Source organism: Lacicoccus alkaliphilus DSM 16010, from assembly GCF_900142805.1.
GTDB classification, from domain to species: Bacteria; Bacillota; Bacilli; order Staphylococcales; family Salinicoccaceae; genus Lacicoccus; species Lacicoccus alkaliphilus.
In genome coordinates this window covers 1-21,241 of record NZ_FRCF01000008.1, presented here as the reverse complement: position 1 = coordinate 21,241, position 21,241 = coordinate 1, and the positions used below count along the sequence as shown (strand labels likewise).

Here is a 21,241-nt window from a genome sequence, read left to right as displayed (position 1 = left end):
ATAATTGAAGTGTATTGTGACAAGTCATATATTTGAGGAGCCAGTTATGAGTTCAATAGAAATCATTCCGATGGAAAATAAGCACATTGACCAGGCCGCACGCATAATTGCAAAAAGCTTTCAGACCGAGGAATTTGCCAGGAATACGTTTGATTTCAGTGATCCGCAAACGGAGGCACTTTTTGCCGAGCTGTTGAAGATAGAGCTGGTGGTCTTCATGAAACACAGTGAAAAAGTCGATGTGGCCATGTACGGGGACGAGATGGCCGGCGTGTACTCTGTGAAGGTGACGGGCGGCAGGCATGGTTTTTCAAATCTGAAGCAGACCCTCAAAAAGCTCAGGAAAGTGGTGCCTGTTGCGAAGCGGGTCAAATATAAAAAACTTTACAGGTTGCACAAAGCGATGCAGCAGCCCCGGAGTATACCGAAAGAGGCGGTATTGCTTGAAATACTTGCGGTAAGCCCTGATTTCCAGGGCAGGGGGGTCGGCAGTGCGATGATGAACAGCCTGGATGACTACTCTCAATCCGTCGGGCGCCCGATCTACCTTTACACAGGCAATGCGGAAAATGTCAGTTATTATGAAAAACTGGGTTACAGGACGATGGAGACCATCCAAAAGAAGGACTTCACTGCTTACCATATGTTAAAAGATTTAAGCGGTGCTCAATAAAAAAACGGAGGGGAAGCCATGAATTTCGTTTATCACATGGTGCCCGGGAACATGTCCGGGCATTACCTGATACCTTTGAACAAGATGAAAAATCTGGATGAGAACCTTTACGCGAAGTACATCAGTAAATATGACGATCATCCGGACAGGGAATTTCTGGTGGAGAGGGAAGTGCCATTGCTTGGCTGCCTGTGGAATGATGTTGTACACTTTTCCACCCTGCATCCGCATCATATCTACAGGGAGCTGAAAAAACTCGATTTGAACCTGAAGGATGACCTGCACTTCTATAAGATACCGATTGAAAGCCTGAAGGATAATGAAAATGTGCTGTATCATTATGACAAAAAGCATTATCACGGGCCGGAGGCACCGATCGCCCCTGAAAATATCGGATGGATGGATATTGATGACTATGAGGAGCTCGGGTCATTGCCGATGGATACACTCAAGTATTTTGTGGAAGAAAGCAAAAAAGAGGAACGCGTAGGAATGTTCCATTTTGTCCCCCACGTGCTGAGCAAGGGCAGGGTGTCGGTCGAGGATGCTGAAGTCATCAATTGGAGCGAAGGGATCGAAGATGAACAGAAGCCGCCTGAGTAAGCGGGATGTATCACCCGGGAAATATTGATGAGGAGGAAGCATATGGGGATATTTGGCATGTTCAAGAGCAATCAGCCGGCAGGTGATGAAAATCCGTACACCTTGCTCAAGATGGAGCAGGGCAGTAATGATGCACCGACCATCGATGACGTCTATAAAGCGCTGGAACTGCTTGAAAATGGACAGACGGATTTTGTGTCACTCGCAAAACTGAATCAGGAAGTGGAGATAGAAGGGGTGCAGGCAGTCGGGGAAATGGGCATGTTCACGGTGGAGGCCCTGCCCTCGGAGGACACCCCGGAGCAGGGTAAGATATATTATAAGGAGCATCTGGACGAATACTCATTGCAGTATTACTTTCACGCCTATTTTGAAACGGGGAAAGTCAAAGGTCTTGAGGGTTTCGAAGTCAGGAAATCATAAAAAAGAGGATGCACAGGCATCCTCTTTTTTATGATCATTGTGTTGTCTGATCTTCCTGACTGATCTGATTCAGCGCCTGCCGGAACAGTTCGACCGGTTGGGCACCTGAAATCGAGTATTTGTCATTTATAAGGAAGAAGGGTACGCCCTGCACACCAAGCTGTTGCGCCTCGCTGATGTCCTGCTGCACTTTGGCGGTATGATCTTTATTTTCGACGATACTGCGCACTTCTCCGCCCTCCAGTCCGATTTCCTCGGAGATGCGGACGATCGTATCCGTATCGCTCAGCACTTCACCTTCCGTAAAGTGGGCGGCATAGAAACGTTTGAAGAACTCTGTGCCTTTACCATGTTCTTTCGCATACTGGAAAGCACGGTGGGTGTCGAATGTGTTCGCAATTTTAGCGATGTCATGATTTATGATGACGCCGGAACTTTTTGCCGATTCAGCCTGCTGCTTAAGTTGTTCTTCAGCCTGATCTGCAGACAGGCCGAATTTATCTGCAAAGAATTCATAGTAGGAGATGCCCGGCCGGTACTCGGCATCAGGCATGAGCAGATAGCTTTTATATTCTATTTCCACTTCGTCTTTGTGTTCAAAATCTTCAAGTGCCGCATCAAGGTGTGCCTGTCCGATGAAGCAGAACGGACAGACGAAGTCCGACCATATTGTTATTTTCATTTTTCATCCTCTTTCTCTTCGTCTACAGGGCCGCAGACGCCGGTGCCGGCATCACACATCATGCCTTCCGATGTATCCAGGCTGAATGATTTCAATTCGATCACTTCACTTTGCGGTTCTTCCATCCCACTGTCTTTGCGGGAGGCGTCATCGTGTGCTTTGATGTCCATGACTGAATCCCCCTTTTTGTAAATGATGTTGCCACTGATGACATCAATTGTAACACCGGTGATTGAAGAGCACGATTAAACTGCCTGCATCCGGGTATTTGAAAGACAAACGATAAAGCGAAATACTTTTGGCAAAGGAGAAGGCAATGGAAGTCAGAGCGATCAAGGTCACGGAATTCAATGAAGTCGAGTTGTTGCTGAGGGACAGTTTTACGGAAACCGAACATGGGTATCAGGGCGAAGCGGAATTGGTGAAAAGGATCCGTGCTGAAAAGTCCTATAACCCGGAATTTGAACTGGTGGCCGTCGAAGCGGAGCAGGTGCTTGGCCACACTCTGATGAGTGAAGTGCATATCGGGGGTGCTGAAGGACTCGCCCTGGGACCGGTGGCGGTGAGGCCCGGCTTGCAAAACCGGGAGGTCGGCACCGCCCTGCTCATGGAGGCGGAGCGGCGTGCTTTGGAAGCCGGGTATGATTATATCAGCATTCTCGGTTCGCCGGAATATTACGGGACTCCCGGCTACGTCCCTGCAGGTGAATTAGGCATTTCCGCAGCATTCGAAATGCCGGAAGAAGCTTTTCTGATCAAAGCGCTCAAAGCGGGTGCTCTTGAAGATGTGGGAGGGACACTCAGGTACACGGGCGCATTAAGCAAGGGGTGATGGCATGAACAAGGAGATTGAAAAGACCTTCGATGAACTGGAAGCGCTGAGGAACCAGTACTTCAGCACAAAAGAATTCAACGGGGACATTCATAAAAGGGCGGTGCCTGATAAATGGAGCATCGGTGAAGTCATCTACCACTGTTACCTGCTGGTGAAGTTCACCAGGCAGTTCTCACAAATCTATCTGCCCGCAGCACGCGCCGCCGTTAAAATCGGGGGGATGAAGGCTGAAGAACATGATGACCATATGGACAATATTTATGCGGGGCCGACGATGAAGGCACCAAAAATACTGGAACCCGATATGGGGAGGGAGTATTCAAAGGGTGAACTGAGACTGATGCTGGAAGAGGAAACCGAAAAACTGAAAGTGCTGGTGCAGGATCTGACGGACACGGAAGCCTATACAATCAGATATCCCGACCCCGTCCCGGATTATCCCAATATCGTCCAGGCCATGAAAGTCGGACTGATCCATGAGAAACATCACTATAATGTATTGATGGAACGGGAAAGACGATAAAATTGTATAAATGCCTCTTTATTCATAGTTTATTACTAGGTATAATGGATGTAATGACTATTCAGGAGGCTGGTGGAATGAAGAAGTATTTAATATTGGTATTATCCCTGGTTTTTGTACTTGCTGCATGTACAGATGACGGGGAAGTGGACGAAGCAACTGAAGAAGAAGCAACCGGGGAAGACGCTGCGGAGGAAGGCAGTACAGGAGGCAGTGAGGGGACCATCAACATGAGCCTGCTTGCCACACCGAACTCCCTGGATCCCCATGCGGCGAATGATCAGCCGTCAAATCATGTGAATGTGAACATCTATGAAAGACTGGTCGAGTTCACGCCGGAGCTGGAACTTGAGCCGGGGCTCGCGGAAAGTTATGAACAGGTCGAGGATACGACATGGGAATTCAGCATCAGGGAAGGTGTGAGCTTCCATGACGGTGAAGAATTGAATGCAGAAGCGGTGAAGGCGAACCTGGACAGGGTGACTGATGAAGACGTCGGTTCCCCTGTGGCATTTCTATTCGAGCTGATAGAAGAAGTGGAAGTCATTGATGATTATACAGTACATATCCACACTTCAAGTCCGTTTGCGGCCCTGCCTTCGCATCTTGCACACCCTGCCGGCGGCATGATCAGCCCTGCGGTGATCGAAGAGGATTACGCAGAGGATGAGCAGTTGACGGCTGTACACCAAAATCCCGTCGGCACCGGCGCTTACCAATTTGAGGAGATTTCGGAAGGCGACTATGTGACTCTCGTCAAAAATGAGGAGTACTGGGGAGAGGAAGCTGAATCGGATGTCTTCACATTCAATGCAGTACCGGAAGATGCCACACGTATTGCAGAGCTTCAGACAAGGCATGCGGACCTGATCTTCCCATTGGATCCCAATGACTTCGAACAGATCAATTCCGACGAAGGCACAACTGTGAACGAAACGGAAAGTGTCCGTATGGAATATGTCGGTTTCAATGTGGAAGTCGAGCCTTTTGATGATCCTGTCGTACGTCAGGCAATCGCCCATGCCATCGACAAAGAAGATATCATCAATATCATGCTCGAAGGGAAAGCGGTCGTTGCAGATACTTTACTGAGCCCGGCAGTTTTCGGCCACGCTGAAGACATCGACGGCATCGGTTACGATTTGGAAACGGCACAGGAACTGCTTGATGATAATGGCTACGAAGAAGGTTTCTCCGCTGAAATCGTCGTCCAGGACAGGACGGCTGCAGATATCGCCACTTACATTCAGGAGCAGCTGCAGGAATTGAATATCGACCTTGAGATCTATCAAATCGATCCCGGAGCATACCTGGATTACGTCGGGAGCGGCAGCCATGATATGTTCATCGGCGGCTGGGGCACTGTGACGATGGATGCAGACTACGGTCTCTATCCATTATTCCATTCTTCCGGCATCGGGAACTCCGGTAACAGGTCAAGGTACGCTAACGAAGAAGTGGATACGTTACTGGAAGATGCGCGGACTGAAACTGATGAAGCACAACGTCTGGCACTGTATGAAGAGGCACAGGAGATCATCATAGCGGAAGCGCCGATCATCCCGATCTATCATCCGTATCTGCTCACGGGCATGAGTGAAGACATCGACGGCTATGCACAGCACCCGGCGAGCTTCCATTTCCTGAGTGACGTCAGTAAAGAATAGAGATGAAAGCCGGAACTGAAATTCATTCAGTTCCGGCTTTTATTTTCATATGGAAATTTCCCTTAAATCCCTTGGAAAACTAGTAAGTACTTCAGCTTCACCATCTTCGTTGATGTATACTTCCTCTTCGATGCGTACACCGCCGTAGCCGGGTATGTAAATGCCGGGCTCTATCGTGAAGACCATGCCTTTTTGGGCAACATCCTCATTCAGATGGTGGATGGAAGGTGCTTCATGCACTTCAATGCCGAGTCCGTGTCCGACCCTGTTGTTGAAGTATTCGCCGTAACCCGCTTCCTCGATGACACGCCTTGCGGCGATATCGAATTCTTTCAGAGGTGCCCCTGCTTTCACCGCATCCACGCCGGCCTGCGTGGAACGCTTTACGATATCATAGATTGCCTTCTGTTTGTCATCCGCTTCTCCGATGACAAATGTTCTTGTAATGTCGGAGCAGTACATGTCATAGGTGATGACACCGAAGTCGATCAGCAGAAAATCCCCGTCCATGAACTTCGTGCCATCCGGCTTTCCGTGGGGCAGTGCTGACTTTTCACCTGCCAGCACCATCGTTGAGAACGACGGGCCGGACGCCCCGTGCTTCTTCATCAAGTATTCGAATTCGGCGACGAGATCCGCTTCCGTCATCCCTCTTTTGATGGTCTTCAGACCTTCTTCCAGCACGCCCTCGATGATCTCCACCGCTTTTTTCAACCCTTCGACTTCTTCCCTGGACTTATAAGCCCTCAACGCATTGATCCTCGGCTGGATATCCATGAATCCCGCTGCTTCGAAGATGGACTTTAGACCATTTTGATGTGCGACGGTCATCACATTCATCTCCACACCGATTTTACGGGAATCATTCGGCAGATGATCCGCTAGAACTTCAAAAGGCGATTCCTCATCAGAGATTGGAATGATGTGGTCAACATCCGCAGCTTCACCCGCAGCATCCTTATCCAGCGCAGGGACGAATAAATGACTTTCCTTACTTTTGATATCCAAAATCAAAGACATGTACCGTTCGTGAGGATCCGCATAAAAACCTGTGAAATAAAATATGTTGATGGGATCCGTCACCACGAGCAGGTCGGAATTGGAATCTTTCGTGCTTGCAAACAATTTCTCTATTCTTGAATTATAATCGATTGACATTGTAGGCCTCCTCCGTATTACCCCTATACTATCATATGTCAGCCGGGGAGAAGAACGAATGGGAACGCAGGATATCAACGGAAAAAACTGCAGGTCCCATAAAGAACCTGCAGTGTCTTTGATCAAATTAATTATCATAGGCCAAAGGCTGGGGATTATTGCAATAAATCCTTTTTACTCCGCCATCTTTCACTCAAAAACGCCTCCGACTCCCCGGTATTTGCATTGATGTAGAAAACATCATTGATTTCCGCGCTTTCCACCCTGACCTTGAAAATGGGGAGGTGGGCAAGCGTTTTTTCAACGACCTCATGCTCCGGCTTTTTCAGCAGATACTGCTTGTTGATCTGCTTTTCCTGAACATGGCGGATATAAATGTCGATGTCTTCCTCATTCCGAAGGAACGGGGCGGCGATGCTGCCGTCTGCCGCTTCTTCCTCTGTGATCGTCGGCACGTGTGAGAAGATGCCCCTGTAGCCTGATACCGCATCGATGAAGATCATCCTGGGTATCTTTTTCGGAGGGAAGGGCGGCCGGGCGGCGACGATCAGGCTTTTCACCATCCAGAATGGATGGTGGATCAGTTCTTGGCCTGTGATGTGCGCCCGGATGTAAGAAGTGTCGACCCGCCTGGTGAATCTCTCTTTTGCCCCGAGGCTTTTATATACGGATTTGATGAGTTTTTCCTCAGTGATATTCTTCTCGCCGATACGCTTGATTGTCTGTGTCATGGAATTATCCTTTTCTTAATTAGTTATCCAGGTGCGAGTGGTACATTTCCACCCTGGCCTGCTGCTCCTGCGGCGGTGCCGGTGTCATCAGGCTGACGATGATCACAAGGGCGAGTGATACAGGTGCTGCAATGATCGGTTCGGCATTCGTCGGCAGTATTTGCAGGGAGACGAGTATGAGGAACAGCAGTGCACCTCCGAGCATTCCTGCAAAAGCCCCGTATTTGTTCGCCCGCTTCCACCAGATTCCGAGGACGAACGGGAAGCCGAACGCAGACAACAGGAATCCGCCGACCCAGCCGACCATGACTGCAATGATGCCCGGTGGGTTGATGGCGACGATGATGCCGATGATGACGGTGACGAACATCGTGATCAGCCCTACGAGGGTGACGAAGCGCTCACTTGCTTCCTTATTGATATGCTGCTTGTAAATATCGTGTGCTATCCCTGCAGATATCGCAAGGAGCATGGCATCGGCGGAGGACATGACCGCTGCCAGCAGCCCGGCCAATATCAGACCGCCTAAAATCGGAGGCAGATATTCCTGTACGACGCTGACAAAAATCATGTCCGTATTCTCAAGGGTGTCCACTGTACCGAGGGTGACCCCGGCGATGGTGATGAAAAATCCGCCCAGGAATAAAATGATGTATATGAGTGTACCGCCCATGGAGGAGCGGCGTGCAGTCCTTGCATCCCTGGAGGCGAAGTTACGCATCACCACTGAAGGTGAGATGATCGCGAACCAGATGAATGCGATGAACAAGCCGAAATATGACATCCACGGCTGCGTGACGTCCCCAAACTCAGGGTCCACAGCGAGTGCGCTGTCAAGCATGTTGCCGATGCTGCCGAAATCCACGATGATGACGCCTGCAAGTATCACAACACCGAACAGCATGATCATCCCCTGGAACAAGTCGGTGTAAGTGATTGCCCACATGCCCCCGAGTGCTGCATAGACCGTGAAGCCGATGCCAAGCACGATCGTCGCGGTCGTGTACTCGATTCCCAGGACGTATGAGCCGATCAGGCCGGCGGCCGTCAGCTGCGGCACCAGATAAAAAGTCATCGCGACGACGACGAAAATCGCCGAAAGGATCTGGACCGAAGTCCCGAAACGCTGATGGAAAAAGTCGGGCATGCTTTTGACCCCGGCCCTGCGGACCTGTCCTGAAATCAGGAACATTGCGAGCGGGAGTGCTGCAAGCACACCGAATGCATAGGTGAAATAATACGGCAGTCCGAGCGTCACGCCGGAACCGACGGCACCCATCAATGAGCTGGAACTTGCGATGGCTGCGAAAATAGCAAATGCACCGACGAACGCGTTGATGCTCTGGCCGGCGGTGAAATAGTCGCTCTCACTTGTACGCGCCCTCTTATAGAAATAAATACCGATGACCGTCATGAAAACAAGATATAGCAACAGTATGATACCTTCAGTGACCTGCATCATTCATCCCCCTTTCTTTCCACGGGTCCCGGACCGGGATCCCTTTCAATGCGTTCGACCCAGATGACATAAATCACGGTCAGGGTGAACCAGATAGCAAGTCCTGCCAGCATCAGCCATGCGACCAGTGAAACGCCTGCGACATAGATGTCCGTAGGCCACCAGCCGAAAACAAAAGCTGAATATATGACAATTACAACCGTGGCGAGCAGCCCCGGGTCTTTGAACTTCGACCTTTTCGTCATAACCAACATCCCCTTTAAAATATTCGGTTTATTCAAACAATAATACGTTTTCATTATAGAAAAAACAGGATGACATTGCAATGTGCATCATCGTATCCCGGCCGCTCCGGCAAATTCAATTTCTGGGAAGCACCTTTCGCTTATGTTAACCTTGAAGTGACATCATGAGAAGTATATACATCACACTGGAATTTCCGAATTTAATGAGGAGGTAATGAAGTGAGTGAATTGAAACTTGAATCAGTGAAAAAAATTATCGAGGGCGCAGAAAAAGAAGCGGCGGACATCGGGGTGCAGATGGTCATCTCGGTCGTCGATGCGGGCGGCAACCTGCTTGCCACACACCGTATGGATGATGCATGGATTGCGAGCCTTGACGTCGCACAGAACAAAGCATGGACGTCGGTCGCATTGAAGATGCCGACATCGAACCTCGAAGAGGCAGCTTCACCGAACAATGAACTGTATGGACTGAATACGACGAACCAGGGACGCATCGTAGTCTTCGGCGGCGGCATACCGCTTGAGAAGGACGGCAAAGTCGTCGGCGCGGTAGGCGTCAGCGGTGGGGCGGTCGCACAGGATGTCCAGGTGGCCGAAGCAGCTGTAAAAGTATTTGAAGATGACAAGTAGGTTTCAAAGAAAATAGACAATGGGATGACCGTCACTATAAAATGGATAGTGACGGTCATTTTTTGAGGAAAAAGGGGTGTGGATATGATTGTATTAAAAGAGATCACAGAAGATAACTTTCATGAAGTCATCAGGCTGAAGGTCGGTGAAGCACAGGCTAAATTCGTTGCACCGAATGTCAAGTCGCTCGCCGAATGCTGGCTGTACCGGGACAATGGTGATGTATTCCCCTATGCAGTTTATGACAAGGAAGAGATGGTGGGGTTCCTGCTGCTGGATTTGGATGAGGAGAAGCGGGAGTATATGATCTGGCGCATGATGGTTGATGAAAAGTTCCAGGGCAGAGGATACGGCAGGCAAATTGTGGAACATGTCATTGAGAGGGCGAAGGGCGACGCGGGTTATGATTCCCTGATTGCCGACTACGTCATGGGAAATGAAGCAATGAAGAAATTACTCGGGACTTTGGGTTTTGAGGAGACGGGCTTTGAAGAAGATGTCGATGAAGTGGTGATGACGCTGGATGTTCAAAACTGACATCAGCTGCAGGATAAGAGTTTGAAGCTGCGGGGCAGCCGCGAATATTCCATATTTAAAATGGGTAAAGATATACATTGGAACTTAAACACCTTCAGTTACGGCATCCCATGTGCAATCGTGGCTTTTGCATATACCATCATGCAATGAATTGCCGGTTGAGCATCTGAGGGAACCAACAGACAGACGAAGGCGGTGGAAAAAATGGAGAAAATGGCCGTCGGTGTAGTTTCGGCACCCGGACTCCCCGAGAAGCTGCTTGGGGATATCATGGAAAGCATAAAAGACCTGGCCGGTCCGTCCATTGATGAAAATATCGACTGGGATATCAATTTTAAGACAGACCCCCTGGCAAGCTCTGCGGAATATATACTTGATATGTTCGACAGGCTGGAAGATTTCAAAGAAAACAACGAGTGGGATATGGCGATTGCGATCACCGATCTCCCAAGTATTTCAAACAATAAAGTGGTCATCTCGGAATTTGCCTACGACAGGAAAGTGTCCTTGATGTCGGTGCCTGCAATCGGTGTGGTCAGACAAAAAAAGAAACTCGAAACCCTGCTCACCCATCATATGGAAACACTTTACCACACATATTCGGAGGCGGATACGGAGAGTGTGCAGCCCGATTTTCTGAACAGGATTTCCGAAGTCAAGGCGATAGAGGAGGAGGATGACAGAAAGCGGTATATACTCAAATCGACGCTCGGCGGCTGGCTGCGGCTCACCGCCGGCATGACCCAGCTGAATGAACCGTTGAAGGAGTTCGGAAACTTCAAAACGATTGTTGCACTGGCATTTGCGACCGGCACCTACATATCGATATTCCGTACGCCGTGGGAATTGAGCCTGGATTACTCCCCGTGGCGGCTGATACTGCTGATGCTGATCGCAGTGGCGGGGATGGTCGGCTGGTTGATTTATGCCCATAACCTCTGGGAAATGCGCTCATCCAGAAACCAGCCTGTCTACAGGCGGCTTTACAATTTCACGACCCTGCTGACCCTGCTGACTCTGACAATCATGAGTTATATCGTGGTCAGTCTGCTGCTTACGGTCTCCATCCTCACCTTCGTCCCCATGGGGCTTTTCGAAACATGGACGGATGCGGAGGTGGAATATGATGTTGACTGGTACGACTATTTGGACCTGATCTGGTTTGCCGCCTCGGCAGGAATTTTGGCGGGTGCGTTCGGTTCGACCGTCGAAGAGGAAGAGAAGGTCCGCAACATCACTTATTCATACCGGCAATGGTACAGATACAGGAAGCTGGAAGAAGAAAAAGAGGAAGCATACAAAGCGGACGGAGAGGAAACTAAGGGCGCCGGTGAAGAATCCAGTGGAAAAGAATCTGGTGATGAAGGGGAATCGCACTCCGGCGAAAAGCAGGAGCATGACGAAGCTGAGGAGGAGAGATGATATGACGAAAAAACATATCGGCATTGTTGCAGCTCCGGGGGCGCCCGACGATCTCGCGAGGAAAATCAAGGCAGAGCTGCCTGATGTGCTCAGCCGGGAGATCGATGCGGAAGTCGAGTGGGAAGTCAGCACCCATGTTGATCCCCTGACCGACTATGCGGAATTGATTGAAGAACTTTATGAAAAGACCGACCAGTATGAAGAAGATTACCAATGGGACCATACAATCTTCATCACAGACCTGCCCGTCTACCATGGGGATATGATCACCACGGTGGATATCAATAATGAGACGGGTATCGGCCTGATTTCATTGCCCGCCTTCGGCTGGCCGCCGATTAAGCGGACGACGCTCAACACCATCGTCTCGATCATAAAGAACGTGGACAATCGTGAAGGGCGGGAAGAATTGACGGACACATTCAACACATACTTAAAAACCAGCAGGATATATTATGAAGAGATATTTTTCGAAGAAACGGAAGCCAACCACTCGGTCTACTATATCAAAGACAGGTGGCGTGGACGTCTGCGTCTCATCAGCGGCATGTCCTGGGCGAACAACCCGTTCAATATGATGCGGAGCCTGAGCACGGTGGTGGCCCTTGCATTTGCGACCGGGACTTTCAGTATGATGTTTTCGACGATGTGGAACTTGAGCAACGTCTTTCCTGCATGGCGCCTCTTCGCCGTATCACTGCTTGCGGTGTCCGCCATGACTATCTGGGTGATCATCTCCTATGATTTATGGGAGCGGGTCGGGAAGCAGCGTAACAGGAGGGTGCTCATCCTGTATAACGGGGCCACGGTGATGACCCTTTTCATCTCAGTGTTATTTTACTTTGTCATCCTGTACATGATGTTCTTCACTGGAGCACTGGTGCTGCTCCCGCCGGGATATGTCGTCAACCACATCGCTCCGGATGAAGTCACCTTCATGTTTTACGTGGAAGTGGCATGGTTTGCGGCATCACTTTCCACGGTGGTCGGTGCAATCGGCGCCGGCGTCCAGGATAAGTCGCTGATAAAGAACAGCACATATGGCTACCGCCAGCGTTACCGTGAACAATACAGGGCATCGGGTGATGGATGAAGTTGTGGAATGTTCTTGGACAGTTTGAATAGAGTCTTTGAGTAAAAGGACTCAAGAAGTTAAATAAAACTGCAGCAGTGAATCACTGCTGCAGTTTTATTTAAGTGTCCAAAAGAATCGATGTTCAGAATGATGAAGATTTGAAAATTGGCAAGTTGAGTGTCGAGGCTAATTGGGGGTGAGTATTGAAGAGAATTGGCTAATCGTTTTGCCAGTTTCAAGTAAATGAATGGTGAAATTTTTAAAACAACGACTTAATACTATTGTGAAAATTACAAATATTAAATATAATATATGTAAAGGAGGTAAAAATTTGGTACTTATAGCGCACAAGAACCATGAAACGGCTGAAGAACAGGAGTTATCGAATCATTTATTGAATGTGGGGAGATTGGCGGCTGAAAATGGAAGCGTTATCAAACATGAGGAGACGCTATATTTAATTGGAATTCTTCATGATTTAGGAAAAGCAGACCGTCGATTTCAAGAGAAAATCACTCAAAAACCCAGTATGAAAGTCAAACATGCGGCAGCAGGTGCGAAGTATTTTAATCAATATATTAAACAAAAATACGACCTGAAAGGAAATATTTTGAAAGAGGACTATATATTATTTGGTGAGTACTTGGATGTCATATCTTATGTCATCCTCTCCCACCATGGACTTTTTGATATATTTTCAACACATTCCCATGAGAATCAACTGGTTTATAGAATGGAATATGACGAACGTAAAGATGAGGGTATCTACTACTTTGAAGAAGATGTAGTTAAATTTGCTAATGAATTTTTCCAGGAAAATGATGTTGATTTATCGCGATTAATTACCGATTCATTTAAAGAATTTAAATGTCTCAGCGAAAAATTATCATCCATCGATGAAACAGAAGAGCACTTTTACAGTGGATTGAAAGTGAGATTATATTTATCCATTTTAAAAAATGCAGATATTACAGATACGATCAATGCATATAGAGAAGAGGTGGAGTCGCTTAGTGAGGAGGATCTGGAAGAGAAAAAAGAGCATTATATGAAGGCGGTGGAACAAGTTTATGCCGGGTTTTCTAAGCCCGTAACAGAAATTGATGAAGTCCGTAATCGTTTAGCAGTAGAAGCAAGAGATAGGGGGAGGACTGACGGCCCGGGAATTTACAGGCTGAACTTACCAACCGGAGCAGGTAAGACGCTTCTCTCGTTAAGATATGGCGTACATCAAATGAAACATCAAAATAAGCAAAGGCTGATATATATAACTCCCTTCCTTTCGGTTCTGGAACAGAACGCTGAAGAGATTAAAAGTATTTTGAAGGATAAGCATATCACCGAACACCATTCCAATATGGTGCGTACCAGTGAAGAAGGAGAGACTGGTGTACAAGAAGATACGAGAGAGAATATGCTCTTTCAGTACATGATGGATTCCTGGGACAGTCCGATGATACTCAGTACAATGGTTCAGTTCTTTCAAACACTTTTCAAAGAAAAATCAAATAATATAAGAAGATTTTCCTCCCTCGCTAATTCGGTGATCATTTTGGATGAAGTACAGTCTCTGCCTATTGAAGTGACACATTTATTCAATATGATGATGAATTTCATCAGTCAAGTGATGGACTCAGTAATCATTCTATGTACAGCCACACAGCCTGTTTACGATTCGGATTACATAAAGTACCAGATTGATTACCAGCACCGGAACAAAAAAGACATTGTAAAGATGAATGAAGAAGAAAGGAAATCTTTTGACCGGACCACGGTCAGCAAATTGAATCAGGGCGAGAGCTCAGACGAAGAGGAAATTACAGAAGAAATCCTCAACCATCCCGATGACTCCACATTGGTGATACTCAATACAAAAAAAGCGGTAAATAAAGTGGTTGAAATTTTAAAAGCACAAACTTCCAGACCGGTCTATTATTTGAGTACAAACCTCTGCCCCGAGCACCGAAAAGATATCATTCGTGAGATAAAAGAAAAGTTGCCAACCGAGCCGGTAATTTGTGTGAGCACCCAATTGATAGAAGCGGGCGTGGATATAGACTTCAAGAGGTTAATCCGATCTTATGCAGGAATAGATTCCATTGTACAATCCATGGGAAGATGTAACCGAAATGGGAAGCTGGAAGGTAAGGGACAAGTGAAACTTGTAAAAACCAAGAAAGAATTTGAAAATATTGATGTGTCGGCATTGAAATCAATCAAAGAGAAAGTATCTGTGACCGAACGGATTTTAAGAGATGAGAATGCAGAAATCAATATTACAGAGCTGAATGATAAATTCTATGAATCTTACTTTGCAAACGCTTCGGAAAATCTAAATTATTCTTTTGGAAAAGACATGGGGACGGCCGTGGATCTTTTATCTGAAAATAAATATCTCGCCCTTCCAAGTAAAAGAAGATACTTGAATCAATCTTTCAAAAGTGCAGGACAAATGATCAATTTAATAGATCAGGAGACCATACCAGTCATTGTCTATTACGGAGAAAGTAAAGAAATCATTGAAGAGTTGATTCCGATGCTTGAAAGAGTCGAAACAGAGTACAATCTTGAAGAGATTGATGAGATTAAAAAGATTTTAAACCAACTCCAGCCTTACACGGTGAATTTATACAATTTGGAAAAATTAGGCCAAGCGATCATGAGTTATTTTGATGGCAGTATCAATATTTTAATCGAAGACAATTATGATGAAGCTCTGGGAGTGATAGAAGAAGCCAGTGATTTTGTAACGTAAAAAAGCATAAAGCATTAAAGCTTTATGCTCGATAATTAGCGATAATATTTCAATCCGCGCAGCTGACTGCGAATAAGAAGATTATACCAAAGGAACAGAAATTGACAAAATAATATTAATATTTTATATTTAGCGATAATGAAAAAAAGAGGTGAGAGATATGAAATTTCAATCGAAACCGTTATATTTCAAGGTTTATGGAGATTATGCGCTCTGGAGTGATGTATCAAGCAAAGGCGGAGGAGAAAAGTTTTCGTATTCAGTGCCGACCAGGCAGGGGCTTCATGGTATCGCCGACAGTTTGTATTTTAAACCTACCCTGGTAAATGTCATTGATGAGGTCAAAGTCATCAATCCAATCCAGACAGACACCAAAGGCATACGTGCCATGGTGGGCAAGGGGAAAGCGGACCTAAACTATGTGACCTATTTATCGGACCCATGCTATTACGTCAAATATCATTTTGAATGGAATGAAAACCGACAGGATTTGGATTATGACCGTAATCAGAAGAAGCATGAAGCCATCGCTGAACGTTCGATTAAAAAAGGCGGCAGAAGAGATGTGTTTCTGGGCACCCGGGAGTGTGTGGCCTACGTTGAAGCGGTATCTGCAGATGAATATGATCAAGCAAGAAGTTTTTATGATGATCAGACTTTATCATTTGGTATCATGTTCCACTCGTTCAAGTATCCGACCTCTCCAAATAAGCCTTTGATTGCCTGCTTTACCAACACTGTGATGAAAGACGGTGTCATCCGATTTAAAAGTCAAGATGAATGTGAAGTTCAAAATGAACTCTCGGTTTATGACTTCAAGTATTCAAAACAAATCAAGTCTGTGGAGGAGGAGTATGATGGATTGGATAAATAGAAGGGGGTGTAATCATGAGTCTGGTCACGGCACTACTGAATACTTATAATCAGGCTGAAAAAGCAGGGTTGGTGGATCAATACGAGGAAGGCAGCACGGTATTGCTGCCTATTTATCACAATAATATGAGGTCGGATGGTAAGAACATCATTCAATGCACTCTTACCAAAGAAGGGGAGTTTGTAAAAGCTGAATTTTTAAATGATAAGGAAAGTATCATTTTCCCTGTAACAGAGAAATCATTGACACGTTCCGGTAAAAATCCTCCTCCCCACCCCCTCGTCGATAAATTACAATACTTAGCACCGAACGATGAACAAAAACACACGAATTATAAAGAGATTTTTAATGACTGGCTGGATAATAATTTTAGTGAGCACACAAAACGCTTTCTGAAAGCCATTAAAGCATTCATCAACAGTGAAGAAATGTTAATATCAATCATCAGCAGTCTGTATGACGGCCTGGATTATGAGATTCGGGGTCTGACCGTCAATTACAAAGATGATAAAGGTAAGCCGAAGCAGGATGATTTGTCCAGCGTATTCATCACCTTCAGCATTGAAGAGTTTAAAGGACCGGTCAATGTCAGCGTCACCAGAAATAAAGAATTACACCAGGATTATATTAGATATGTTGAGAATAATAATAAGAATAACGGTGTGTGCTATTTTACAGGAGAAGAAGATTACATCGTCAAAAATCATCGCGGGTTGTTGGGCAATGCAAAGCTGATATCAGTCAGCAACAATAAAGAGACATACTACGGCAGGTTCAAATCTGGTACTGACATCGTCCAAATAGGATACAGCACTTCTGAAAAAGTACACCTTATGCTTAAATATCTACTGGAAAACAGGAACAGCAATCAACATTTAGGTGAGCAACAATACTTGATTAATTGGTTTTCAACGGATCTTTCAAATGATGCCGGAATTGATGTCACGAGTCCAGGAGAAGATATGGACGATTTCCTTTTTGGAACAACCCCACCTGAGGAGGATTTTGTCCCCGTAACTAAAAGAAATGAGAGAATTGGTCAAATATTTAAACGAGGGGATATGAAACTCGCGGAGTCAGACATCTACTATGTAGCGATTCTTGATAAGGCGAGCAATGGAAGGATTTCTGTGAAGTATTTCAAAGAACTCTCTGTATCGCAGTTAGTTAACAATTTAAAAAAATGGCAGGGAATCAATTCCTGGTGGCGATATAACCACGAAAAAGGAAAGAGTGAGATTCAAACACCTAATACTTACAATCTCATCCATACAATTTATGGAATTGAGAGAGATGGTAAGATGTCACTGGATAATGGTAGCTTCAGAAAATCTCAAGAACGGACAATCGTCACTCACATTATCGAAGGGGGAGACATGCCAGCTGACTTCGTGGTGAAGGCAAAGCTTAACATTAAAAACAGAATGAGTTACGACAATATGTGGAACCATTTGATGTTTGTCGCTTTGGCCGTACTCAATAATGGGAAGAAAGGGAGGTTTGAGAAGATGGTGGATAAAAATAATATGGATAGATCCTATTTGTATGGCCGATTATTAGCGGTATACGAGAGGATTGAAGCGAGTACTTTCGATAAAGATAATAAACGTGTCACAAATGCTGAAAAATTTTGGACTTCTTACACCAATAATCCGGCAACGATGATGATGCGTCTCGAAGAAAAAGTTAAATCATATGAGAAACGGTTAAGAAACAGCGAAGGAAAAAAGGGCTTATATTATAAATTGGCCGCAGAAAAACAAGAAATCATCAATGCTCTGCACCATCATACAGATGAAAAAGAACTGAATAAATCTTTAGGATATCAGTTCATTTTTGGATATTACTCAGAAAACGATTATATATTTTCTAAAAAAGATGTTGAAGAGGAGGAAATTTAAATGATTGAAAATAAAATTGATTTTATCGCGACCATAGTCGTCAACAATGCTAATCCGAATGGTGACCCGCTGGCAGGGAATATGCCGAGAACTGATTCCAAGGGCTATGGGGAGATGAGTGATGTCAGCATCAAGAGAAAAATACGGAACCGTATGCAGGATTTCGGTCATGAAATATTTGTGAAATCACGTGATCGAGTAGATGATGATTTTTATTCTCTGGAGGAGCGCTATCTTGAGCATTTCAAAGGAAATAAGAATGACCTTGAGGTTGAGAAAGGAGTACTGGAAAAATGGTTGGATGTAAGGGCATTCGGTCAGGTGATCACTTATGAAAAGAAGTCAATTGGTATACGTGGTCCGGTATCCATCGGCATTGCCAAATCTTTGGACCCTGTGGAAATCACCTCCATGCAAATCACAAGAAGTACAAATGGTATGAAACCTAAAAATGAAAAGTCTCGTTCTTCCGATACAATGGGGACCAAACATGTGGTTGAATTCGGTACATATGTTATCCACGGAGCGGTCAACTGCTTTTATGCAGAAAGAACAGGTTTTAATGAAGAAGATTTAAATGTATTAAAAGAAGCCATTCAGACCTTGTTCATAAATGATGCTTCTTCAGCCCGTCCCGAAGGTTCCATGGAAGTTAAAGATATCTACTGGTTTAAGCATTCATCAAAAATCGGTAACGTATCAAGTGCAAAAATCAAAGGGTTATTGGAATGGGACAGAGAAAATGATATGAAGGAACAGTATGAAGACTATAATCTTCGCTTAAATGAAGAGAAATTGAAGGAATATGAAGCGCTCGGACTCAAGGTCGAGCAATTAGAGGGGATCTGATTATGTACCGGGAAGATGACTATCTCATGTTAAGCGGGATACAGCACTTCTATTTTTGTAAGCGGCAATGGAGTCTCATACATGTTGAACAACAATGGAAAGAGAACAAATGGACAGCAGAAGGACGAATCGTCCATGAAAAAGCGGATAATCCTTATCTGAAAGAAAAAAGGAAAAATCATTTCATCTCGAGAGCGATGCCTGTGGCCTCCTCTAAATTGGGTTTATCAGGCATTCTCGATGTTGTAGAATTCACTAAACAAGAAAGTGCAGGAGCTGAAATCCAAGGAAAGAATGGATTGTGGGACCCTGCAATCGTTGAATTCAAACGTGGTAAAGAAAAGAAGGACAACAGGGACATTGTGCAACTTGTTGCCCAGGTGATTTGCTTAGAAGAGACATTGGATGTCGAGATTTCTCATTCTTTTTTATACTATAACCAAACCAATAAAAAGGTTAAAGTGGAGATAACACAAGATTTGAGAAAAGAAGTGGGGCACACTGCCAACATCATGCATGAGATTTATAAGGAAGGAAGAACCCTCCAAGCCGAGACTTACAAAAACTGTAAAGAATGCTCATTATATGATATTTGTATCCCGCGTCTGACCAAGAAGAAGACGAATATTGCGAACTATATGAGCAATCATCTGAATGAGGATATGATATGAGAAAATTATTGAATACTTTATATATCACTAATGAAAATTTTCACTTAGGCCGTGAACGTGAAAATATAGTTGTCAGGCATGAAGATAAAGTTGTCAAACGCTTCCCGATACACATATTGGAAGGGATTGTATGCTTTAATTACACAGGAGCCAGTCCGGGAGTAGTCAGGCTGGCCAATGAAAATAATATATCGATAACTTATCTTACCCCAAATGGACAGTTTTGCGGTAAATTCATCGGTGTCACCAATGGGAATGTCCTGCTCAGAAGAGCACAATACAGATTGGCAGATGATGAAGAATCGAGTTTGTTGGTTGCTGTTAACTGTGTTAAGGGGAAGCTCATAAACAGCCGTAAGCTATTTTTAAGACTGCTTCGTGACCACGGGGAAAAGGTGGATAAAAGCAAGGTACTCTTTACCATAGAATATTTAAAAAGTCAGATTGAGAAACTGGATCAATGTGCAAATCTTGATTCTTTGAGAGGGGTGGAAGGTGACGCAGCCCGACAGTATTTTCAAACATTTGATGAACTAATATTGTATCAAAAAGAAGACTTTAAATTTGTTATGCGATCGAAGAGACCTCCTTTAAACAGGGTTAATGCTATATTATCTTATCTATATAGCCTATTAACTTATGAAATACAGTCAGCCTTAGAGACGGTAGGGCTGGATAGTTATGTTGGATTTTATCACACAGACCGGCCGGGGAGGGTGAGCCTGGCCTTGGATCTTATTGAGGAATTGAGACCCTTCATGGTCGATAGGTTTGTCGTCACCTTGATAAACCGTAAGCAAATTAATGAAAAATATTTTGAGGTAAAAGAAAATGGAGCTGTGCTTTTGAATGATAAAGGACGGCAGAATGTATTGAAGTTGTGGCAGAACAGAAAAAAGGAAGAAATCATTCACCCGTTTATACAAGAAAAAGTTCCTATAGGACTGATACCTTATGTCCAAGCTCAACTGCTGAGCAGGCATATAAGAAAAGATCTTGAAGCTTATCCTCCATTTCTCACTTAGGCGGTGATTAAAAAATGTTGGTTTTGGTGACTTATGATGTTAACACTGAATCAAATAGTGGTAAAAAGAGATTAAGGCATGTAGCAAAGAAATGCACCGATTATGGACAGCGCGTTCAAAATTCAGTATTTGAATGTAGTATTTTGCCGGATCAGTACGTCCGTCTGAAGAATGACTTGAAAGATATTATTAATGAAGATACAGATTCATTAAGATTTTATTTATTAGGAAAAAATTGGGATAGAAGAATCGAGACATTAGGGAAAGACGATTCCTATCATCCCGATAAAGATGTGTTCATTTTATAGAGTAGTGCTTCTAGAGTAGTGCGAACCGGGGTTGCTCATGAAACGTGGAGAGGTTCGCACAAAAATCAAACATTTTATTATGTGAATATAAGAAAAACTGTTGTAATATCTCGCTTATGTATTACACACAGGGCCTTATTGTTGTTAAATAAGCAGTCGCACCCCGTGTGGGTGCGTGGATTGAAATTCCAT

Annotated in this window: 23 protein-coding genes; 17 read left to right on the top strand and 6 right to left on the bottom strand. The window is 45.1% G+C overall.

All coding sequences use genetic code 11. From position 1 onward, the window contains the following. The first annotated feature begins 46 nt into the window (after nucleotides 1-46). The 3 genes from BUA12_RS09115 to BUA12_RS09105 are packed head-to-tail and all read left to right on the top strand — an operon-like array spanning nucleotide 47 to nucleotide 1,699. Nucleotides 47-673: a GNAT family N-acetyltransferase gene (locus BUA12_RS09115; protein WP_072710300.1), complete on the top strand. Its 627-nt coding sequence runs from the start codon at nucleotides 47-49 to the stop codon at nucleotides 671-673. Between the two features lie 18 nt (nucleotides 674-691). Further along, a complete protein-coding gene (locus BUA12_RS09110) occupies nucleotides 692-1,276 on the top strand; it encodes a hypothetical protein (RefSeq protein WP_072710299.1) in 585 nt (194 codons plus the stop codon). A 42-nt stretch (nucleotides 1,277-1,318) separates the two neighbouring features. Continuing rightward, nucleotides 1,319-1,699, top strand: a complete 381-nt coding sequence (locus BUA12_RS09105) for a hypothetical protein (protein WP_072710298.1) — start codon at nucleotides 1,319-1,321, stop codon at nucleotides 1,697-1,699. 34 nt (nucleotides 1,700-1,733) lie between these two features. Here the strand turns inward: BUA12_RS09105 and BUA12_RS09100 are convergent, their stop codons facing one another. Next, on the bottom strand, nucleotides 1,734-2,381 hold the full coding sequence (locus BUA12_RS09100) for a DsbA family oxidoreductase (RefSeq protein WP_072710297.1): 648 nt from the start codon (nucleotides 2,379-2,381) through the stop codon (nucleotides 1,734-1,736). Continuing rightward, complete coding sequence (locus BUA12_RS13085; protein ID WP_178138258.1) at nucleotides 2,378-2,551, bottom strand: hypothetical protein; 174 nt, start codon at nucleotides 2,549-2,551, stop codon at nucleotides 2,378-2,380. Before BUA12_RS13085 ends, BUA12_RS09100 begins: the two co-directional genes overlap by 4 nt. A gap of 146 nt (nucleotides 2,552-2,697) precedes the next feature. On the opposite strand from BUA12_RS13085, the gene BUA12_RS09095 reads away from it, so the two are divergent. The 3 genes from BUA12_RS09095 to BUA12_RS09085 all read left to right on the top strand — a co-directional run bounded on the left by BUA12_RS09095 (nucleotide 2,698) and on the right by BUA12_RS09085 (nucleotide 5,406). Continuing rightward, on the top strand, nucleotides 2,698-3,213 hold the full coding sequence (locus tag BUA12_RS09095; protein WP_072710296.1) for a GNAT family N-acetyltransferase: 516 nt from the start codon (nucleotides 2,698-2,700) through the stop codon (nucleotides 3,211-3,213). Between the two features lie 4 nt (nucleotides 3,214-3,217). Continuing rightward, on the top strand, nucleotides 3,218-3,739 hold the full coding sequence (locus tag BUA12_RS09090; RefSeq protein ID WP_072710295.1) for a DinB family protein: 522 nt from the start codon (nucleotides 3,218-3,220) through the stop codon (nucleotides 3,737-3,739). 77 nt (nucleotides 3,740-3,816) lie between these two features. Beyond that, entirely contained in the window at nucleotides 3,817-5,406 is a 1,590-nt protein-coding gene (locus tag BUA12_RS09085; protein WP_072710294.1) for a glutathione ABC transporter substrate-binding protein, read from the top strand. A 45-nt stretch (nucleotides 5,407-5,451) separates the two neighbouring features. Here the strand turns inward: BUA12_RS09085 and BUA12_RS09080 are convergent, their stop codons facing one another. The 4 genes from BUA12_RS09080 to BUA12_RS09065 form a co-directional block, all read right to left on the bottom strand. Then, entirely contained in the window at nucleotides 5,452-6,564 is a 1,113-nt protein-coding gene (locus tag BUA12_RS09080) for a M24 family metallopeptidase (RefSeq protein ID WP_072710293.1), read from the bottom strand. Nucleotides 6,565-6,719: 155 nt separating this feature from the next. Continuing rightward, complete coding sequence (locus tag BUA12_RS09075; protein WP_072710292.1) at nucleotides 6,720-7,295, bottom strand: hypothetical protein; 576 nt, start codon at nucleotides 7,293-7,295, stop codon at nucleotides 6,720-6,722. Between the two features lie 19 nt (nucleotides 7,296-7,314). Further along, on the bottom strand, nucleotides 7,315-8,754 hold the full coding sequence (locus tag BUA12_RS09070) for a sodium:solute symporter family protein (RefSeq protein WP_072710291.1): 1,440 nt from the start codon (nucleotides 8,752-8,754) through the stop codon (nucleotides 7,315-7,317). Further along, nucleotides 8,754-8,999, bottom strand: a complete 246-nt coding sequence (locus tag BUA12_RS09065) for a hypothetical protein (protein ID WP_072710290.1) — start codon at nucleotides 8,997-8,999, stop codon at nucleotides 8,754-8,756. The genes BUA12_RS09070 and BUA12_RS09065 overlap by 1 nt, the downstream gene beginning before the upstream one ends. A gap of 219 nt (nucleotides 9,000-9,218) precedes the next feature. Between BUA12_RS09065 and BUA12_RS09060 the strand changes: the two genes are divergently transcribed. The 11 genes from BUA12_RS09060 to cas2 all read left to right on the top strand — a co-directional run bounded on the left by BUA12_RS09060 (nucleotide 9,219) and on the right by cas2 (nucleotide 21,049). Then, a complete protein-coding gene (locus BUA12_RS09060) occupies nucleotides 9,219-9,632 on the top strand; it encodes a GlcG/HbpS family heme-binding protein (protein ID WP_072710289.1) in 414 nt (137 codons plus the stop codon). Nucleotides 9,633-9,716: 84 nt separating this feature from the next. Then, a complete protein-coding gene (locus tag BUA12_RS09055) occupies nucleotides 9,717-10,169 on the top strand; it encodes a GNAT family N-acetyltransferase (RefSeq protein ID WP_072710288.1) in 453 nt (150 codons plus the stop codon). A gap of 204 nt (nucleotides 10,170-10,373) precedes the next feature. Next, nucleotides 10,374-11,591 (top strand): CopD family protein, encoded by a 1,218-nt coding sequence (locus BUA12_RS09050; RefSeq protein ID WP_072710287.1) that lies wholly within the window; start codon nucleotides 10,374-10,376, stop codon nucleotides 11,589-11,591. 1 nt (nucleotide 11,592) lies between these two features. Next, nucleotides 11,593-12,684: a hypothetical protein gene (locus BUA12_RS09045; RefSeq protein WP_084670095.1), complete on the top strand. Its 1,092-nt coding sequence runs from the start codon at nucleotides 11,593-11,595 to the stop codon at nucleotides 12,682-12,684. Between the two features lie 313 nt (nucleotides 12,685-12,997). Further along, on the top strand, nucleotides 12,998-15,421 hold the full coding sequence (locus BUA12_RS09040; protein WP_072710285.1) for a CRISPR-associated helicase/endonuclease Cas3: 2,424 nt from the start codon (nucleotides 12,998-13,000) through the stop codon (nucleotides 15,419-15,421). Between the two features lie 160 nt (nucleotides 15,422-15,581). Continuing rightward, on the top strand, nucleotides 15,582-16,295 hold the full coding sequence (gene cas5c, locus BUA12_RS09035; protein ID WP_072710284.1) for a type I-C CRISPR-associated protein Cas5c: 714 nt from the start codon (nucleotides 15,582-15,584) through the stop codon (nucleotides 16,293-16,295). 14 nt (nucleotides 16,296-16,309) lie between these two features. Then, the gene (cas8c, locus tag BUA12_RS09030) at nucleotides 16,310-18,196 is read left to right on the top strand and encodes a type I-C CRISPR-associated protein Cas8c/Csd1 (protein WP_072710283.1); all 1,887 of its coding nucleotides are present in this window, start codon (nucleotides 16,310-16,312) and stop codon (nucleotides 18,194-18,196) included. Beyond that, nucleotides 18,197-19,045: a type I-C CRISPR-associated protein Cas7/Csd2 gene (gene cas7c, locus BUA12_RS09025; protein ID WP_072710282.1), complete on the top strand. Its 849-nt coding sequence runs from the start codon at nucleotides 18,197-18,199 to the stop codon at nucleotides 19,043-19,045. A 2-nt stretch (nucleotides 19,046-19,047) separates the two neighbouring features. Beyond that, entirely contained in the window at nucleotides 19,048-19,716 is a 669-nt protein-coding gene (cas4, locus tag BUA12_RS09020) for a CRISPR-associated protein Cas4 (protein WP_143146123.1), read from the top strand. Further along, nucleotides 19,713-20,741 carry a type I-C CRISPR-associated endonuclease Cas1c gene (gene cas1c / locus BUA12_RS09015; RefSeq protein WP_072710280.1) on the top strand — a complete coding sequence of 343 codons (1,029 nt, stop codon included), beginning with the start codon at nucleotides 19,713-19,715 and terminating at the stop codon, nucleotides 20,739-20,741. The genes cas4 and cas1c overlap by 4 nt, the downstream gene beginning before the upstream one ends. A 14-nt stretch (nucleotides 20,742-20,755) precedes the next feature. Next, on the top strand, nucleotides 20,756-21,049 hold the full coding sequence (cas2, locus tag BUA12_RS09010) for a CRISPR-associated endonuclease Cas2 (RefSeq protein ID WP_072710279.1): 294 nt from the start codon (nucleotides 20,756-20,758) through the stop codon (nucleotides 21,047-21,049). The last annotated feature ends 192 nt before the right edge of the window (nucleotides 21,050-21,241 follow it).

Bases quoted from the DNA above. Each gene is read 5' to 3' on its own strand.
- BUA12_RS09115 (WP_072710300.1), top strand. From the start codon at position 47: ATGAGTTCAATAGAAATCATTCCGATGGAAAATAAGCACATTGACCAG.
- BUA12_RS09110 (WP_072710299.1), top strand. From the start codon at position 692: ATGAATTTCGTTTATCACATGGTGCCCGGGAACATGTCCGGGCATTAC.
- BUA12_RS09105 (WP_072710298.1), top strand. From the start codon at position 1,319: ATGGGGATATTTGGCATGTTCAAGAGCAATCAGCCGGCAGGTGATGAA.
- BUA12_RS09100 (WP_072710297.1), bottom strand. From the start codon at position 2,381: ATGAAAATAACAATATGGTCGGACTTCGTCTGTCCGTTCTGCTTCATC.
- BUA12_RS13085 (WP_178138258.1), bottom strand. From the start codon at position 2,551: ATGGACATCAAAGCACACGATGACGCCTCCCGCAAAGACAGTGGGATG.
- BUA12_RS09095 (WP_072710296.1), top strand. From the start codon at position 2,698: ATGGAAGTCAGAGCGATCAAGGTCACGGAATTCAATGAAGTCGAGTTG.
- BUA12_RS09090 (WP_072710295.1), top strand. From the start codon at position 3,218: ATGAACAAGGAGATTGAAAAGACCTTCGATGAACTGGAAGCGCTGAGG.
- BUA12_RS09085 (WP_072710294.1), top strand. From the start codon at position 3,817: ATGAAGAAGTATTTAATATTGGTATTATCCCTGGTTTTTGTACTTGCT.
- BUA12_RS09080 (WP_072710293.1), bottom strand. From the start codon at position 6,564: ATGTCAATCGATTATAATTCAAGAATAGAGAAATTGTTTGCAAGCACG.
- BUA12_RS09075 (WP_072710292.1), bottom strand. From the start codon at position 7,295: ATGACACAGACAATCAAGCGTATCGGCGAGAAGAATATCACTGAGGAA.
- BUA12_RS09070 (WP_072710291.1), bottom strand. From the start codon at position 8,754: ATGCAGGTCACTGAAGGTATCATACTGTTGCTATATCTTGTTTTCATG.
- BUA12_RS09065 (WP_072710290.1), bottom strand. From the start codon at position 8,999: ATGACGAAAAGGTCGAAGTTCAAAGACCCGGGGCTGCTCGCCACGGTT.
- BUA12_RS09055 (WP_072710288.1), top strand. From the start codon at position 9,717: ATGATTGTATTAAAAGAGATCACAGAAGATAACTTTCATGAAGTCATC.
- BUA12_RS09050 (WP_072710287.1), top strand. From the start codon at position 10,374: ATGGAGAAAATGGCCGTCGGTGTAGTTTCGGCACCCGGACTCCCCGAG.
- BUA12_RS09045 (WP_084670095.1), top strand. From the start codon at position 11,593: ATGACGAAAAAACATATCGGCATTGTTGCAGCTCCGGGGGCGCCCGAC.
- cas5c (WP_072710284.1), top strand. From the start codon at position 15,582: ATGAAATTTCAATCGAAACCGTTATATTTCAAGGTTTATGGAGATTAT.
- cas8c (WP_072710283.1), top strand. From the start codon at position 16,310: ATGAGTCTGGTCACGGCACTACTGAATACTTATAATCAGGCTGAAAAA.
- cas7c (WP_072710282.1), top strand. From the start codon at position 18,197: ATGATTGAAAATAAAATTGATTTTATCGCGACCATAGTCGTCAACAAT.
- cas4 (WP_143146123.1), top strand. From the start codon at position 19,048: ATGTACCGGGAAGATGACTATCTCATGTTAAGCGGGATACAGCACTTC.
- cas1c (WP_072710280.1), top strand. From the start codon at position 19,713: ATGAGAAAATTATTGAATACTTTATATATCACTAATGAAAATTTTCAC.
- cas2 (WP_072710279.1), top strand. From the start codon at position 20,756: ATGTTGGTTTTGGTGACTTATGATGTTAACACTGAATCAAATAGTGGT.